General features: G+C 58.0%; 10 protein-coding genes. 3 read left to right on the plus strand and 7 right to left on the minus strand.

The genetic code is table 11. From position 1 onward, the window contains the following. The first annotated feature begins 1 nt into the window (after position 1). Together HKD24_RS11210 and HKD24_RS11215 are read left to right on the plus strand one after the other, a co-directional pair. Entirely contained in the window at positions 2 to 1,270 is a 1,269-nt protein-coding gene (locus tag HKD24_RS11210) for an aldehyde dehydrogenase family protein (RefSeq protein WP_194260350.1), read from the plus strand. A 447-nt stretch (positions 1,271 to 1,717) separates the two neighbouring features. Beyond that, a complete protein-coding gene (locus HKD24_RS11215; protein WP_194260351.1) occupies positions 1,718 to 2,938 on the plus strand; it encodes a hypothetical protein in 1,221 nt (406 codons plus the stop codon). 135 nt (positions 2,939 to 3,073) lie between these two features. Here HKD24_RS11215 and HKD24_RS11220 read toward each other — a convergent pair whose 3' ends face one another. The 6 genes from HKD24_RS11220 to HKD24_RS11245 all read right to left on the minus strand — a co-directional run bounded on the left by HKD24_RS11220 (position 3,074) and on the right by HKD24_RS11245 (position 12,848). Next, positions 3,074 to 5,146 carry a S9 family peptidase gene (locus tag HKD24_RS11220; RefSeq protein WP_194260352.1) on the minus strand — a complete coding sequence of 691 codons (2,073 nt, stop codon included), beginning with the start codon at positions 5,144 to 5,146 and terminating at the stop codon, positions 3,074 to 3,076. Beyond that, entirely contained in the window at positions 5,143 to 6,426 is a 1,284-nt protein-coding gene (locus HKD24_RS11225; RefSeq protein ID WP_194260353.1) for a serine hydrolase domain-containing protein, read from the minus strand. The genes HKD24_RS11220 and HKD24_RS11225 overlap by 4 nt, the downstream gene beginning before the upstream one ends. Further along, positions 6,423 to 8,810: a penicillin acylase family protein gene (locus HKD24_RS11230; protein WP_194260354.1), complete on the minus strand. Its 2,388-nt coding sequence runs from the start codon at positions 8,808 to 8,810 to the stop codon at positions 6,423 to 6,425. Before HKD24_RS11230 ends, HKD24_RS11225 begins: the two co-directional genes overlap by 4 nt. 17 nt (positions 8,811 to 8,827) lie before the next feature. Next, positions 8,828 to 10,048: an FAD-dependent oxidoreductase gene (locus tag HKD24_RS11235; protein WP_194260355.1), complete on the minus strand. Its 1,221-nt coding sequence runs from the start codon at positions 10,046 to 10,048 to the stop codon at positions 8,828 to 8,830. A gap of 163 nt (positions 10,049 to 10,211) precedes the next feature. Then, the gene (locus HKD24_RS11240) at positions 10,212 to 11,819 is read right to left on the minus strand and encodes a serine hydrolase (RefSeq protein WP_194260356.1); all 1,608 of its coding nucleotides are present in this window, start codon (positions 11,817 to 11,819) and stop codon (positions 10,212 to 10,214) included. Positions 11,820 to 11,957: 138 nt separating this feature from the next. Then, positions 11,958 to 12,848 carry a LysR family transcriptional regulator gene (locus HKD24_RS11245; protein ID WP_194260357.1) on the minus strand — a complete coding sequence of 297 codons (891 nt, stop codon included), beginning with the start codon at positions 12,846 to 12,848 and terminating at the stop codon, positions 11,958 to 11,960. 672 nt (positions 12,849 to 13,520) lie between these two features. Here HKD24_RS11245 and HKD24_RS11250 point away from each other — a divergent pair. Then, positions 13,521 to 14,459: a DMT family transporter gene (locus HKD24_RS11250; protein WP_194260364.1), complete on the plus strand. Its 939-nt coding sequence runs from the start codon at positions 13,521 to 13,523 to the stop codon at positions 14,457 to 14,459. 565 nt (positions 14,460 to 15,024) lie between these two features. Here the strand turns inward: HKD24_RS11250 and HKD24_RS11255 are convergent. Beyond that, a partial coding sequence (locus HKD24_RS11255) for an IS3 family transposase (protein WP_194260358.1) occupies positions 15,025 to 15,241 on the minus strand: 217 nt, incomplete at its 5' end.

Here is a 15,241-nt window from a genome sequence, read left to right on the forward strand (position 1 = left end):
CATGGCGCTGCCCGATGATGCGGTTGAACGGCTGAGACGGGCGGCAGAGTGTTGGGATGCGGTTCCGATGGCTGTGCGGCTGCGTCTGGTCGGGCGTTTCAGGCGTCTTCTGCGGCGCAGATGGCGAATGCTGCCGGGTCTTTTTCCGAAGCGTCCTGCTGTGGAGACGTTGACGGCTGAACTGTTGCCTCTGCTTGCGGCATGCAGGTTCCTTGAGCAGAATGCTGAAAAAGTTCTGCGTGGGCGTAAAGCCGGCGTGGGGGGACGGCCTCTGTGGCTGCCGGGGGTGACATCGCGTGTGGAGCGACGGCCTTTCGGAGCGGTTCTGATCCTGGCGCCGGGGAATTATCCGCTGATGCTGCCCGGGATCCAGCTTCTGCAGGCTCTGGTGGCTGGAAATGCGGTGACCCTGAAGCCGGCTCCGGGTGGTGAGGCAGCGGCCCGTCTGCTGGTGGGTCTTTTGGTACAGGCTGGTTTCCCACCAGCAATGTGCATGATTTTGCCAACGGATTCAGGAGTGGAAGCAGTCACTGCGGGCTTTGATCTGATCGTGCTTACCGGATCGGCGCAGACGGGGCGAAGTGTTCTTCAGGAGGCGGCGAAGACGCTGACGCCTACGATCATGGAGCTCTCGGGTGTGGACTCGGTTTTTGTGTTGCCGGGTGCGGATCTGGATCACGTGGCTCGACGGCTTGTCTATGGCGCCCGTTTGAATAACGGGGCGACGTGCATTGCGCCGCACCGGGTTTTCATCTGCCATGAAGACAAAGCGGCGCTCCTGACAGTGCTGCGATCCATGCTGGTACAAAAACCAGCTCTGTCATGTGACAGTGCCGGCCGGGCGCGGCTTGCAGCACTCGTGGGACAGATCAAGGCTGCGGGTGGCCGTGTGGAGACGGTCGGGGATGTGACCATATTCACGCAGGTGGAAGGGCTGCATGCCCTGCTCGATACTGACATCTTCATGCCCTGGCTGGCGCTGACGGGCGTGTCCGACATGGAAGAAGCCCTGACATTGGAGAAGGGGATGTCGTACGCACTGGGAGCAAGTATTTTCGGGCCGGCGACTATGGCAACAGGGCTGGCGCGGCGGCTCCGCTCGGGTTCGATCTGTATCAATGACCTGATCGTCCCGACGGCGGATCCAAGGCTTCCCTTTGGAGGGACTGGCGGGAGTGGTTATGGCGCAACCCGCGGACCAGAGGGTCTTCTGGCCCTGACGCGGCCTGTTACGATATCTACGCGCAGGCCAGCGTTTTCCGGTTTTTAGGCCCGTTTTATATAAGTGAAAGAAAGTATTGTGAGCAAAGCCGTCACGACTGAGCTGTGAGCACGGACTTTGTTTGAACAGTGAGGCAGCGAACACATATTTCGCACCCGAGGCCGGAGCAGGACTTCGGCATTATCCCGAAAACGGCGGAGTTCTTTTCATGATGACAACCAGAATTCACCGTTAACAATGTTATGGCTTCTATAATTCGGACGAAATCTAAAGATCTGAACTGGTCTTATGCCTTACGAATATGCCTGCAAAATCTGGACTTCAAAGCTATAACGGTTCACACTTAATCCAACTTATCAAGTTCAAGACTTAACAGATAAGACGCCAAGAGACTGAAATTCTATCAAAGGAATGTAACCACTTCTGATTTTCAAAAATATTCACATATAATTTCCATTAAATTGAAGAATAGTTATGATTGGCAGGAGGGAAAAGTTGCTTATTTTTGAAAACGAATTTTATAAGCTATACCATAATCAGAATAAATCGGATTTCTGCGTCGTTACGTTTTCTGCTTTTGACGCGCCGGAAAGACATAACAATAGATTTTTTCTGTATGAACCATCAATAAAACTGAAAATAAATACATTTGGCATAGTTGCAAAGACTGATTGCTGGTTTGTGAGAGAAGAATTTTCTGAAGTTTTAGAAATTCTGAGAGAAATTTTACCGAAAGACCAGAAAATATTGCTCTTTGGTTCTTCAATGGGCGGATTTGCGGCAATAAAATATTCGAAACTCTTGTCTGCAGATTATGTACTGGCTCTGGCGCCACAATTTTCCTTGGATAAATCTGAAAGAGATTCAGAGTCTTTTTATGATCAGTTTTATAAGAACTACATGGAAGGAATGGGCCTGAAGAAAAAAGATGCGGTAGGAACTATATATATAATATACGATCCGAATAAAGCTCACGAAGACGAAATAAACTTTCATCGCATCAAGAGCGAAATCCCGGAAGTAGAAGGTATAAAAATATTCTACGCCGGGCACGTAGTGATGGAAAGCTTGAAAGGCACTGACAATTTCAGACAAATTTTAAATGATATAAGCGATAATAAAAAACTCAGAAAAACCTTACATAGCATAAGAAGAAAAAATATTAACAACCTGACGAGCCTTCTTTTAAAAGCGTCAGAAAGACATGCAGGCCTGGTCTATAATTGTCTTTTTTCATCCAATTGCATCGCGACAGGGACATCTTCTAGATTAATAAACAATAGGGATTTTCGGAGAAATATTTTTGCAAAATTTATAAATGATGGGGAAATTTACAAAATAAAAGATATCATAAATAATTTCTATATTAGAACATCTAGTATTTATTTTGGGAAAGAAGAGAACGTATCTGAGGTTTATATTTTTTCCTATTTTGGAGATCTGTTATATTTTTGCCCGGAAAACAAATCGTTTTGCAGTTATTCCAATGGTTCAGGTGTTTATCCGGTTGTATTTGACAGAAAATATAATAGATTGCTTTACTGGGATTTGTTCGGAAAATCTAAAATAGAAGGTAATGTAGCTTTAGAAATTGAAGGCAGTTTCTGCGCCATAAAATATAATAACCATTATTTATCTGCTCAGCCAGATGGGTATATTGCGGGTGACAGGAATAATGTGAATCAATGGGAGAAATTTCTTCTCATTCAAGCGTAGGTCTGTCCAGTTCACCACTATCTTTGCACTCGTATATTCCTCACCTGAAACAGGTGACCGCCTTACGACTTCTGTTTCTGTCTGCGCACCTGCCTTTCGTGACTTTTGTCTCGTAAGGCAAGGTCCAATTGGAGATTATCGAGGCGGTTTGATCAGCAGTTTTGTATCGAAGAAATGCAGTGTCCACAGATACGCGCTCAGCCAGTCCTGTGTGCGCAGGAAAGCGTGACGTTCGCCGGGAAAGACGTGATCTTCGAAAGGAATGTTCCGTGCCACCAGCATGCGGGCCAGCAGGACGGATTGTTCGAATTCGACGTTGAAATCGTCATCTCCGTGGATCAGCAGGACTGGTGAGCGCCAGTGTGCAATGTCTGCGATCGGGGAGGAGCGCCACTCGCTTTCCTTTGCCCGCTGCCTTTCTTCGGGAGACAGGCCGGAATGATCTGGCTCCGTCATGTCGTGGACGCCGTGGAAGTCGGCTCCGGCCACGAACAGGTCGCTGTTGCGGGCGAGAGCCAGGGCCGTCAGATAGCCTCCCCAGCTTCCGCCCCAGATGCCGATCTTGCCGGGGGCCACGTCGGAACGGTTGCGCAGGAACAGTCCGGCCGCATGAACGTCTTTGTATTCGCTCGCGCCCGCTCGACCGATGCCGGGTGCGTCCCGGAAGGCGAGGCCATAGCCGGTGCCGCTGCGGTAGTTGACGGCCAGCACCACATATCCGCGCGATGCCAGAAACTGGTTCATGGCATAGGCATTGGAATAATAACCCATTGGATTGAAGGCCGGGAGCATCTGCCGCTGCGGCCCACCATGCACGAAGACCAGCGCCGGATGCGGGCCGGGTGTTCCGGCGGGAGGCAGAAACAGTTGTCCGTGGATGTCGCGGCCGTCGTCGCTGCGGAGATGCACGATTTGAGGCGTTGTGAATGTGAAGCCGGCCGGGATGGTGGGCGTCACAGGCAGGTGCCGGGTATTGTTTTGGAGGACGACCAGGTGGGCAGGCTGGTCCTTGCCTGTGGCCATCATGGCGAGGGCCGGGCCCGCCATTGTGAGGTCCATGACCTGTTCGTTCGGGTCGCTGAGGGCAACGGGTTGGCTGTTATCGAGGGGCTGGGACCAGGCACGCCAGTGATCCGGATCGCCGATATTGGCCGTGTAGAGCAGATGGGTTTCGTCCGCTGACAGACGGTAGGACGCGATTTCGGCACCATCTGGTGTCAGGCAGCGTGGCGTTGCCGCCGGGGTAGTGACGGGCAAAGCGCAGAGCCGGAGCCAGCCACTGCCTTCCCATGGGAAAAGGAGCTGTCCGTTGCGGGTCCATGTCAGACCCATGCCTTCCGGGGCCCAGAACTGGTTTCCGGCACCTTCCGGTGCGGTCCAGAGCGTGTATTCCGCGCCGGCTGCGGTGTCGTAGACTTGGAGGGACCAGAAATGCCCCTTGCCGCGTTCGGCCGTCAGCAACGGTTGATAGGCACGGACGAAGGCGATGGAGCGGCCGTCCGGCGAAAAGGTTGCTTCCTGATCGTGTCCCAGTGCGGCGGGCAGGAACACGGGAGCGGCGCTGCTGTTTCGGGCGCTCCAGAGCGCAATCAGACTGTGAGAGCCGCGGTCAATTTCGAGCGCGAGGCGGCTGCTGTCTGGCGACCAGTGGAGCGTGGTGATTTCGCCCGGCGTGGTCATGACCATATGCGGCGTCTGGCCCGGCTGTCCGACCAGAAGTGCACCGCCCCGCATGAAGGCCAGCAGGCGTCCGTCCGGGGAAAAGACCGGGCTGTGTCCTTCCCCGGCGGTGACGGTCCGGCCATCGGGCAGTATGACGCGTACGGTTTCCCTGCCCGGGACGGCTGCGTTGCCGGCGTTCGGGGCGTGGTCGTTGGGATATTCCGCATCGCCGCCTTCGACGAAGGCCAGTGTCCGTCCGTCCGGGCTGAGGGCGAGGCCCCACAGATCGGTTCCATCATCCTGCGTATAGGCGGTGACTTTGCGGGGGGCCGCGCCTCCGTCAGAAATCAGGATATTGCGAATGCCATCCCTTTGTTCCACCCAGGCCAGACGCGCCGTTTTTGCAGCGCCTGTCAGCCCGTTGGCATAGGGCATGCCCAGCAGGGCACCCAATTGGGTTGTGTCCTGCGCGGGAGCCGCGTTTGCGCCTGAACAGGTGATCGCGAGCAGTGCTGAGGCGGCGAAAAGGGAGAGTTGAATGGTCATGGGGCTGATGTCCCGGCTTCGGCGAGGGCGGTGAAGATTTCTTCCTCGACGCGGGTGAATGAGGAATAGGCTCCCGGCCGTTCCTGCCCGGAATCGGGGAAGCCATCTGCGGCAAACAGGAAGCCGTCGCCGGTTGCGGGGTCGTACCAGAAGCCTGAATGCAGCGAATAGGCATCCCCGAGATGGCCAGCCAGATCGCCGGAATAGCCCTTATAGGGCCGGGTTTCGCGGCCCGAAGAATCCTGTGCTCCGGTCAGGCGCGCCATGCTCAGGCCGTAGCTGGCGATCGGGTAGGGGCAGTCGCCGTTCCTGCCGTCATACTGCCAGGTGGGGGTCTGCATCAGGTCGATGCTGTGTTGCGAAAGCAGTGTTCTGCCATCCAGTGTGCCATGACCGAGCATGAATCGGGCGAGACGGGTCAGCCCTTCCATGGAAATGCGCAGGCCCCCTTGCGGGGAGAACAGCGTGCCGTTGGTGCCCGGTGTGTAGCTGGAGAGGGATGCGGCATTCCAGCTCGGCGTCAGGGACTGGGTGTCCGTTTCGGCTTCCCATCCTTTGGGCTGGTGGCTGTAGAGCGTGGCCAGACGGTCGGGATGGGCGAGGGCCATACGGTTATAGCCGCCGTCGATCCCGAGCGGATGCAGCACATGCGTCTTCTGGTAGTGGTCGAAGCGTTCGCCGCTGGCACGTTCCATGATCGTGCCCACGAGGCCGTAGCAGAGATTGCAGTACTCGAACCATGTGCCCGGCGCGTGTCCGTCGCCATGCGCGAAGTGATAGCCGGGGTCACCGGGTTTGTGGGTGGCGTCGAAGAACTCGCTGATCCTGTGGTCCGGCGGGAGCGTGTAGCCGTCGGCGTCGCGAATGCTGGATGTGTGGTTGAGCAGCATCCGCACGGTGATGGGGGTCTGCGGGAAATCCGGATTCCGGAGCCGGAAGCCCAGATAGTCGGAGGCGTCGTGATCGAGGTTGATTTTGCCCTGTTCAACCAGTTCCATCAGCCCGATGGTTGTGACGACTTTCGAGATCGAGGCGATGCGGAAAAGCGTCTGCGGACCGACGGGAACTGCTCCATCCGGGCTCTGCCGGGCAAATCCGCCGTAATAGCTGTAGGCAACATGGCCGTGTCGCAGACGGATTGCGGCGATGGCGGCCAGTGGGCGGACTTCGCCTTGCGTCAGGACGCGATCCAGCGCGTGGGTGGTCTCGGTGGGCGTCTGGGCGTGTGCGACTGAAGACAGGACGGTAAGTGCGGCCAGTGTGAGACCCCGAATGGTCATGGTTGAGCCACCGGGCGGAGCGTCATGCGTCGGACGGCGGCTGCATCGACACTGCGGGTGCTGAATGACAGCGGCTGCATGGCGCCGCGTAGCCAGACGGGCAGGAAATCGGCGTAATGCGGCGATTTCGGATCAGCTGACTGACCGGGGAAGTTGAGATAGAGCGAGCGGTCCCAGTTGCCGACGTCGCACACCATCAGATAGCTGGCTCCTCCCGTGGTGGCATAGGCATTCGCACCGCCTTTCTGGGGGCTGTACCAGCGGGCCATGACGGTATAGGGGTCGCCGCCGCCCTGGGCTGAGGGACCGCCGATCGTGGGGAAAGCCGCCGCGATAGCCGGGACGACTGCGAGCGGGTGACGCAGCGTGATGGTGTGGAGCGCGCCCCATCGCCATGCGGCGGGGAGAGGGCCGAGCCGTCCCCGCAGTTCCTGAACAGCCTCCCGGAACTGTTCGACGAGCATCCTGTTCCGTGCGCCCACGGGATCTGCGCCAAAGCGGCTATCGGGAGACTGGAACAGGGCGAGCTGAACCGTGGCGTTCACCGGTCCCGGAAGCAGGTCGTGCAGGGAGGACGGGATGATGAGGGCGTGCAGGGCGCGTTCGAGGCGGGTCCACCAGACTTCATACAGCGCGGCCGCTGCACTGGAGGCCTCGACGCGGCCATTCCATGCCTTCAGCAGGGCAGCCTCTGCGGCGAGATCGGGCGGGACATCTGGCAGGAGCCGGACCATCTGCAGGGCCAGCACGGAGAATGTGTCGTGTTGCAGGGCCACGCTGTCGGCAAGGGTTGCACGCGGTGTTGCATCCAGCATCTGGGCCACGCGTTCGTGGCGGAAGCCGTCACGCCATTCGAAACTGACGCGCCGTTCCTCGACCGGATAGCCAGGGGGCAGGTTCATTTCGTTGGATGTTCCGAACCAGCCGCGTGCGGGATTGAAGTTGCTGGGCAGGGCTTCGAGTGGATGAAGCCCCTGCCAGTCATATCGTCCGTCTCCCGGTGCGGGCATGAGCCCGTCATGTCCCGGAGCGCGACGCGGCAGGCCCCCGGCGGCCTGCCAGCCGATATTGCCGCTGGTATCGGCATAGGTGAAGTTGGTCGGACTGGTATGGACGCGCAGGGCTTCGCGGAAACTTGCCCAGTCATGCGCCAGATTGATGCCGATATTGGCCAGCAGTCCATTGGCGCCGGGGGCGAGCCAGGTGGCCGAGACTGCCGTGGCGCGGTTGCGGGCCGGATCGCGTGAGACGACCGGGCCGTGGACCGAGTAGAACAGGCTCACCACCCGCTCAGCCTCACCGCGCACTGCGATCCGTGTCTCCACCTGTTCCATGCGTTTCCAGCCGCCCTGATGGGCATAGCGCAGCGGATCGGCGGGGTCGGTGCGCAGGATGAACAGGTCTTCCTGATCGATATGGAAGTTGGTCCGGCCGAAGGCGATCGTTGCGTTATGGCCCTGCATGACGCCGGGCATACCCGCGCCACCGCCGCCGATCACATCCAGCCCCGGGGCCGTCAGATGGATGACGTGACGCGGCCCCGGGACGCCGAAGGACAGATGCGGATCGTTGGCGAGAATGGGACGGCCGCTGGCGGTGCGGGAGGGGGCGATGACCCATGAATTGCTGCCCTCGTTCCGTCGCCGCGTCTCGTCATCGGCGGCCGCATGCAGATCGTGTCGGGGCAGGGGGGCCTGAAGCACGCCGAACAGTCCGAGGTCGTCTTCGCTGATGGCGGCGGTGTCCAGCCCTTCCGGGACGCGCAGGTCATGGACGGGTTCCAGCGGCGTGATGAGCGCGTCATAGGCGAGCGCCCCGCGTGCGGCCAGTCGGGCGCGACGGATTTCGGTCTGGGTATTGCCGGTGACTTCGGCGCGGACGCGGATCAGGTCCAGCACGTCCCAGTGCAGCGGTGTGGTGGCGAAAATGCCGAATTCCGGCGGCAGGAGCGAGGGTGTTGCGGTGACTTCCGCGATGCGCGCATTGATCCCGGTGACATAGGCGCGTGCGCAGTCCTGCGTCAGCGAGGGGAAGGCTGCGAGTTCGCGTTCGGCGTCACCGCGGAACAGAACCAGCCGGTTGGCCGTGTCGGACGGGACGAAGGCCGGGCCAAAGACTTCCGCCAATCGGCCCAGAGACTGTCGATGGCCGAAATCCAGTTCCCACAGCCTGTCCCGCGCGACCAGATAGCCGTCGGCAAAGAAGGCGTCGGGGATGGTCTGCGCGCGGACATGGGGGACGCCCCAGCGGTCTTCGAGAACTTCAACCGGCTGGCTCAGGCCCGGCAGGCTCTGAAGGGGAGAGGCAGCGTATGCACTGCGTCCGGGCGTGGACAGGGTGGCGGCGACGCCGCCAAGAAGAACCATGCGGCGGGTGGCCTGCATAAGAACCTGTTCCTTTCTCAGCTGACGGCGCGGGTGTCGAACCCGGCCACGATCTCTTTCAGCCTCAGGCCTGAGCCGACCGAGAGTGTGAAGCCAAGGACACCATGCCCCACATTGAGCAGAAGATTGTCATACCGGGTGCGGGCGATGATCGGAACGCCGGTCGGGGTGGCGGGCCGCAGTCCGGCCCATGGCGTATCGTCGCCCTGACCCAGCGCGCCGGGAAGTGTCTCCGACACGAGGGCGCGCAGTTCTCCGAGGCGTTTGGGGTTCAGATGGGTGTTTTCCGAACCGATATCGACCATTGCGGCGACCCGCAGGCGGTCGCCCAGACCGGCATAGACCACGCGGTTATCGTAATCCGTCACGCTGACCGAGGGCACGAGACCCGGGCGGGGACGCGTGGTCAGACTGTAGCCTTTCAGGCCATAGAGCGGCAGGTTGAGCCCGAGCGGGCGTGCCAGTTTCCGGGAGCCGATCCCGGCTGCGAGGACAACGAGGTCGGTTTCGAACGGCTTGCCATCCAGCTGGACTTCGCAGCGGTTTTTCGGGCCTGTCGTGAGCGTGGCGTCGCCCTGTATGAGACGGAAATTCGGTGAAGCGGCGAGGGTTTCGCGCAGGGCCTTGCAGAACAGGAAGCAGTCCCCGACCTCGTCCTCAGGCGAGAAGATGCCGCCTGCGATCTGTTCGCGCAGACCTGCGAAGGCCGGTTCGACATCCGTGCATTCGGAAGGGGAAAGTGCGCGCTGACGTTCCGGGTCACTGACCGATTTCGCGGCTTTGCGGAAGGTGGCGGCGTTGCGGTACAGGACGAGCTTTCCCGGTCGGCGCCACAGGAAGTCGCCTAGGCCCTCCTCGCGATATTTCTGCAGTTCCGCCTGTCCGCTGAGGGCGAGAGCGAGCAGGACTGCGGCATTGCGGCGGTTTGTCTGCCGGTTGCAGGCGCACAGGAAGGCCAGCAGCCAGCGCCACTGATGCGGATCGGCTTTCAGGCGCAGCGAGATCGGGGAGTTCGGATGGAACAGCCAGCCCAGGGCGTCCTGCGCGATACCAGCGTCGGCCAGCGGGCTGACATAGCGGTAGCTGAGCTGGCCGCCATTCGCGAAGCTGGCTTCCCGTCCGACGTCGCTGCGGCGTTCGATCAGGGTGACGTCATGTCCGTCCCGAACAAGGGCACAGGCGGATGTCAGGCCGATAACGCCCCCGCCGATGATAGTGATGGTCCGTTTGCCGGCCATAAGAATCCTGAGCGTCCAGAGGCTGGGCGCGGGGAGACGCACTGGTCTCCTGCGCCGTGATCATGACCAGAATCTACATTTCCTAAACCGGTCGGGCCAATGCAAAGAGGCCATCCTCCCATAACCTGTGGTTAAGGCGTTGTTTTGCAATGAAAACGGTGGATCAGGGATTTTGGCTTTTTGGCGAAGAACTGACCTTCTTCGGGTGAAGATCCTGCGCATCGAAGCTGAAATCCGAGCCGATGACCTGCATTTTCATGCCGCTTACCTGACCTGAGACGTCGCGTTCGAACTGCACGTAGGAATCATCGTCGGCGTCCTGTCCGCGGTCATCCCAGCGGACAACGAACAGATCATGCGGCAGGGCGGAGAGCGTTCCGGTCAGGCCATCGGCATGGCTGAAAGACATCCGCAAATCTGCCCCACGCCGGCTGATCGTGATCGGGCCGCGCCAGTTATCGCGATAGGTGCCGACATAGTTTTGCTGCGCATCATGTGAGAGCGTGATGAAGGGGCGTCCGGGCGAGCCGGGACCGGTTTCGGCAGCCTTTTTCGCATTTGCGGCCTGTTTGGCGGTTTTTTCGTTTCGGAAATGCGTGACCCAGTCCGCGCTCTTGCCGGTTGCGACATAGGCGCTGAGCGTTGTTGCGATAGCGTATGTCGCTCCGGGATCGTCATGGTTGGTGAGCACGACGATACCTGAGCGGCGTTCGGGCAGGAACGTCACATAGCTGACCATGCCGCTGATTGTGCCGGTGTGCCAGACGCGCTTGAGCCCGAAAAAATCCTCCATGAACCAGCCATAGCCATAGGCGCGGAAATGAGTCTTTGTGGCGTCCGCCGTGTCGGGCAGGGGTAACAGCCCGTGCGGCGCCCAGAGCGCGTCGCGGCTGGTCTGGCTGAAGATCTGCTGGCCGTTCGGGGCGCGGCCGCCATTGAGATAGGTCTGGGCCCAGCGCGCCACGCCATCGGCGCTGCACCAGATGCCGCCTGCAGGAGCAACCGCTGGCAGGCGGAAGGCGCTTCGGTCAGGCAGGACACTGCTTTCGCCTTCACCGGTGGCGACGTTCGTCTGGCCTTTGAACGGCGGTGTGCTCTGGCAGGCGGGGAGACCCGCAGCATTGATCAGGTGCTTCTGGACGACTTCTTCCCAGCTCTGGCCCGTCATGTGTTCAACCAGCGCGCCTGCGACGACATACAGAAGATTGTTATAGGCATATTCGCTGCGGAAGGGCGCGGTGAACGGCATGAATGGCAGACCGGCCAGGACTTCCGGACGGGTGAACGTGCTGTGTGAAAACAGCATCAGGTCTCCGGCACCCTGTCCCATGCCGCTGTGATGCGTCAGCAGGTCCGAGACGCGGAAGTCCCGTGTGATGGACGGATCGGCCACGCGGAATTCCGGCATGTGGTCGATGATGCGGTCATTCCATTTCAGCCTGCCCTGATCGACCAGTTGCGCCAGCGCCGTTGCGGTGAATTCCTTGGTGTTGGAGCCGATGGCAAACATTGTGCGAGTATCTACCGGTGTGCTCGCACTGTCCTGCGCGCGTCGTCCGTAACCGCGGCTGAATACGACTTCGCCGTCCTGCACCACAGCCACCGCAATGCCCGGCACGTCAAAAGCCGCGCGTGCGCGTTCCACCGTTGTGGTGATGTTCTGTTCGGTCAGGCCCGCCGGCATTGTTGCGGCGCGGGTGGCGCATGTCGTGGAAAGGAGAAGCGCTGCCGAAATGGCGAGTATGAAGGACTGTCGGGCGGGCTGGATCATGAATGGCTCTGAATACGATTTTCAGGCCCCGGCTCGGGCGGGGGCATGCAGAAAGAAGCGTAATTCAGAGCACGAAACGTTCCGCCTGTCGTGCCTTAAGATGAAGTGCGCTCTTAACTTCGGGTTAAGGGTCGGTTGTCATTCTTTCAGCGCGAGAAGATCGACGTCCAGCTCACTTCGCAACAAGGCAAGGATATCCTGCGAGATATGCGATAGAGCATGATCGGCCCGGAACAGGACGGTGCAGGTCACGCTCAGGGGCGGGGAGAGGGGGCGTGGACGTGACAGGCCCGGATGGTGCAGAGCCGTTACGGCGTCCACGATGGCGCATCCTCCGCCGAGGCGCACGAGTTCGGCGGCCATGAAATGGGTTCGGACCCGAACATGGGTTTTGGCGGGAATGCCGGCTTCTTCCAGCAGCATGTCGAGCATGCGGGCTGTGGGGTCGTTCTCGCTGAGGCCGATATAGCGCTCGGGGTCGATATCCGTGACACTGACGGGGCCTTCGCCCTCTTTGCTATCGATCAGCATCAGCGGAATATCCGCAAGGTACAGGGCCGTCAGTCCGTCAGACGTGTAGTCCCCGAAAACAATTCCGAGATCGAGATCATGGTTCATGATGCGTGAGACGATTTCGGTCCCATGCATGGCATCGATCGTCAGTTCCATGCCCGGATGGTCCTTGCGGTAACGCTGCACTACGCGCGGCACCAGACTCAGGCCCAGACTTGGGACGCATCCGATACTGATCGAATGTCCGTCACGCGCATAACGCAGATTGTCGGTCAGACGCTTGAGGTCGGACAGTTTTTCGAAAATGGCGTTGACGTGAGGCAGCATGATGCGGGCTTCCCGCGTCGAGACCAGCCGTCCTCCTGTCCGTTCAAACAGCGCAAATCCCAAAGACTGTTCGGCGTAGCGCAGAACCTTGCTGGCGGCAGGTTGAGAGACGTGAAGCAGTTCGGCAGCACGTCGGAGCGAACCCGTCGTCATGATCGCATAAAAAACTTCGATCTGGCGCAGGCGCATCGGGGTTCCTTGCTTTGAGAGACGGGCGTTCGGAAGCGCAGTGGAATTAAGGGGCTTAAACCCCTTTTCCGTCCATTTGCAAAAGAAGATGCAAATGGCATCGCAGGGGGGATACAGATCCCAGACTTTCAATCCACAATATGAATGAGCCGACCAAGCGAAAAGTCGTTCACTCTGGAAAATATGCCTTCCAATTGCGGGTACTGAGTCCTTTTGACCTGCGACAGCCACCTGTTCTGTAGGCCTTTTCTTTCTCTGAGACGATCTGATCTCATTTCAGACGACAGGACGATCTGGCTGTTTCAGGAGCATCTGACGCATGCTGGCCGCATTGAGACCCGGTCCACTCGGGTAGTGTAACCGTCGTTGGAAGGTAGAAGCGTACCTTGTCCCTTCGCGTTTCTAACTCCAACGTTGTGATATGTATAGAATGTCACGTTATTATATAATATTTTAGACAATTACAGAATAAAACGCTCTACGCCCCAAAAACGGGTTTGAATTTCTATAATACCTCCTCTAAGAAGCCTCACCGAAATTACTGGATCCCTGTTCAGGACTGTGTACTCCGGCTTTTATTCACAGGTTCTCCCGGTAATTTTCTCAGTACAATTTTCCTTCTCTCCCATCAGAGTTCAGCGTCTCATGGACACCAAAACCCTCTTCTCCGGAATGGCCTTGGCCTTCGGAGCTTATGCAGCGTTCGCCATCAGTGACGCCTTTTCCAAGTTGCTCGACGGGAGTCTTGCCCCTTTTGAAGTCGCGTTTTTCGGCGGGGTCTTCGGTTGCCTTATCCTTCCCTTTATTCGCAAACCGCATGAATCCTATCTGGACATCGTTCGCCCGAAATTCCGTGGAATGTGGTTGCTGCGAGCAGTCTGTGTCTTCGTCGCGACCGCCGCCAGCGTCAAAGCTTTCATGCTGCTTTCAATGCCAGAGGCACTATCAATCACGTTCCTGATGCCGCTGTTCGTCACGATCCTCTCGGTCGTGCTGCTCAAGGAGAAAGTGACGTTCTGGGCCTGGCTGGCTGTCGCTCTCGGTTTTGCGGGCGTCCTTATTGTCCTGAGGCCAGGGATGCGTCCTCTCAATCTGGGCCATCTCTGTGCGTTCCTGGCAGCCTGTGCAAATGCAGGCAGCGTGATTGCCTATCGTCTCGCAGGCAAGGAAACCGTACGGCTATCGCTTTTCGGATCCAGTCTGATGGGCGCACTGGTTGGAAATGGTCTTCTGATGGTCGCCCACGCCACATGGCCGGCCAATACAGATATCTGGTTTTATCTGTTCGGATACGGCTTCCTCACCGCCCTTGGGCAGCTGTGCATGATGCTCGCAACCGCGCGGGCTCCGGCCAACCGGGTAGCCTTACCTCAATATAGCCAGATGGTGTGGGGCGTGGCGTTGAGTTACGTCGTTTTTCGACAGCCGATCGATCAATGGACCTTCGTCGGGATCGCTGTTCTGATGGCTTCCGGCATGCTGAACTGGATCCGTCAACGGGTCCGCTACGAGAAAATGGCCATGAAAGAGCGTCTAGAACGCCGCAAGGCACGGAAAACCGTACAGCATACTCTGAAAGCGGCAAAGAAAAGTGCTTTGTCCATGCGGTAAAGATATCTCACGCTTGTGTAGCTTTGTGCCCGAAATGGAATCAAAGCTATACAAGCGCTATGGCTACACCTTACAGCCGAATACGCTTGAGGCCGTGCCCAAGTCATTTATTCAGTTGTTTCGTCCACCCAATGTAAACAAGGTCCAGCTGTTCCAAGCTGACGAGTGAGCCTGGCTGCAAAGGCAAGTGTTAAATTGTGCGAACAAAACCACACCATAGCCAACACATCGCCAGTGCTTATATTTTAGCTGATTACTGGCATGCCATAGGGGATTCGAACCCCTATGGCCGCCGTGAGAGGGCGAATTAACTCTATTTGTGTCAGAGGGTTTTTTATAAAATTCATTTATTCCAATAATTTGTTGTGTCTTCCTGTGTCGGATTGTGTCATGCGGTGAAAATGGGATTGGTCCAAAACGAAAGGTGATGGCGGAGATTGTCTTCTTATATTGGCATATCCCTTCCGTTCTTTGTCGGCAGTTGAATAAACAAGTATTTATTAGGCTCTTCTTCTCAGCCATCTGCCTCGCCGCAACCGTCATCTTCTGGCTATGAGTCCTGAGCCTAGGTGTTTAGTCCCGGGGTTTGATGGGTTGGATTAATGATGAATCTTTCTGGCTCTGAAGTCCAGATTTTGCAGACGTATTCGTAAGGGGTAAGGCCGTTCAGAGTCTTGAGTCTTCGCCCGAAATTATAGGCTGCCATGAAGTCGTTGAGGTGTGTCCTCAACTGCTCATGACTGTCGTAATGGAAGCGTTTGACAGTTGCTTCCTTGATCGTC

It is taken from the genome of Gluconobacter vitians, from assembly GCF_015244565.1.
GTDB lineage: Bacteria > Pseudomonadota > Alphaproteobacteria > Acetobacterales > Acetobacteraceae > Gluconobacter > Gluconobacter vitians.

Coding starts and splice junctions, on each gene's coding strand:
- HKD24_RS11210 (WP_194260350.1), top strand. CDS start 2: ATGGCGCTGCCCGATGATGCGGTTGAACGGCTGAGACGGGCGGCAGAG.
- HKD24_RS11245 (WP_194260357.1), bottom strand. CDS start 12,848: ATGCGCCTGCGCCAGATCGAAGTTTTTTATGCGATCATGACGACGGGT.
- HKD24_RS11230 (WP_194260354.1), bottom strand. CDS start 8,810: ATGCAGGCCACCCGCCGCATGGTTCTTCTTGGCGGCGTCGCCGCCACC.
- HKD24_RS11250 (WP_194260364.1), top strand. CDS start 13,521: ATGGCCTTGGCCTTCGGAGCTTATGCAGCGTTCGCCATCAGTGACGCC.
- HKD24_RS11235 (WP_194260355.1), bottom strand. CDS start 10,048: ATGGCCGGCAAACGGACCATCACTATCATCGGCGGGGGCGTTATCGGC.
- HKD24_RS11220 (WP_194260352.1), bottom strand. CDS start 5,146: ATGACCATTCAACTCTCCCTTTTCGCCGCCTCAGCACTGCTCGCGATC.
- HKD24_RS11225 (WP_194260353.1), bottom strand. CDS start 6,426: ATGACCATTCGGGGTCTCACACTGGCCGCACTTACCGTCCTGTCTTCA.
- HKD24_RS11240 (WP_194260356.1), bottom strand. CDS start 11,819: ATGATCCAGCCCGCCCGACAGTCCTTCATACTCGCCATTTCGGCAGCG.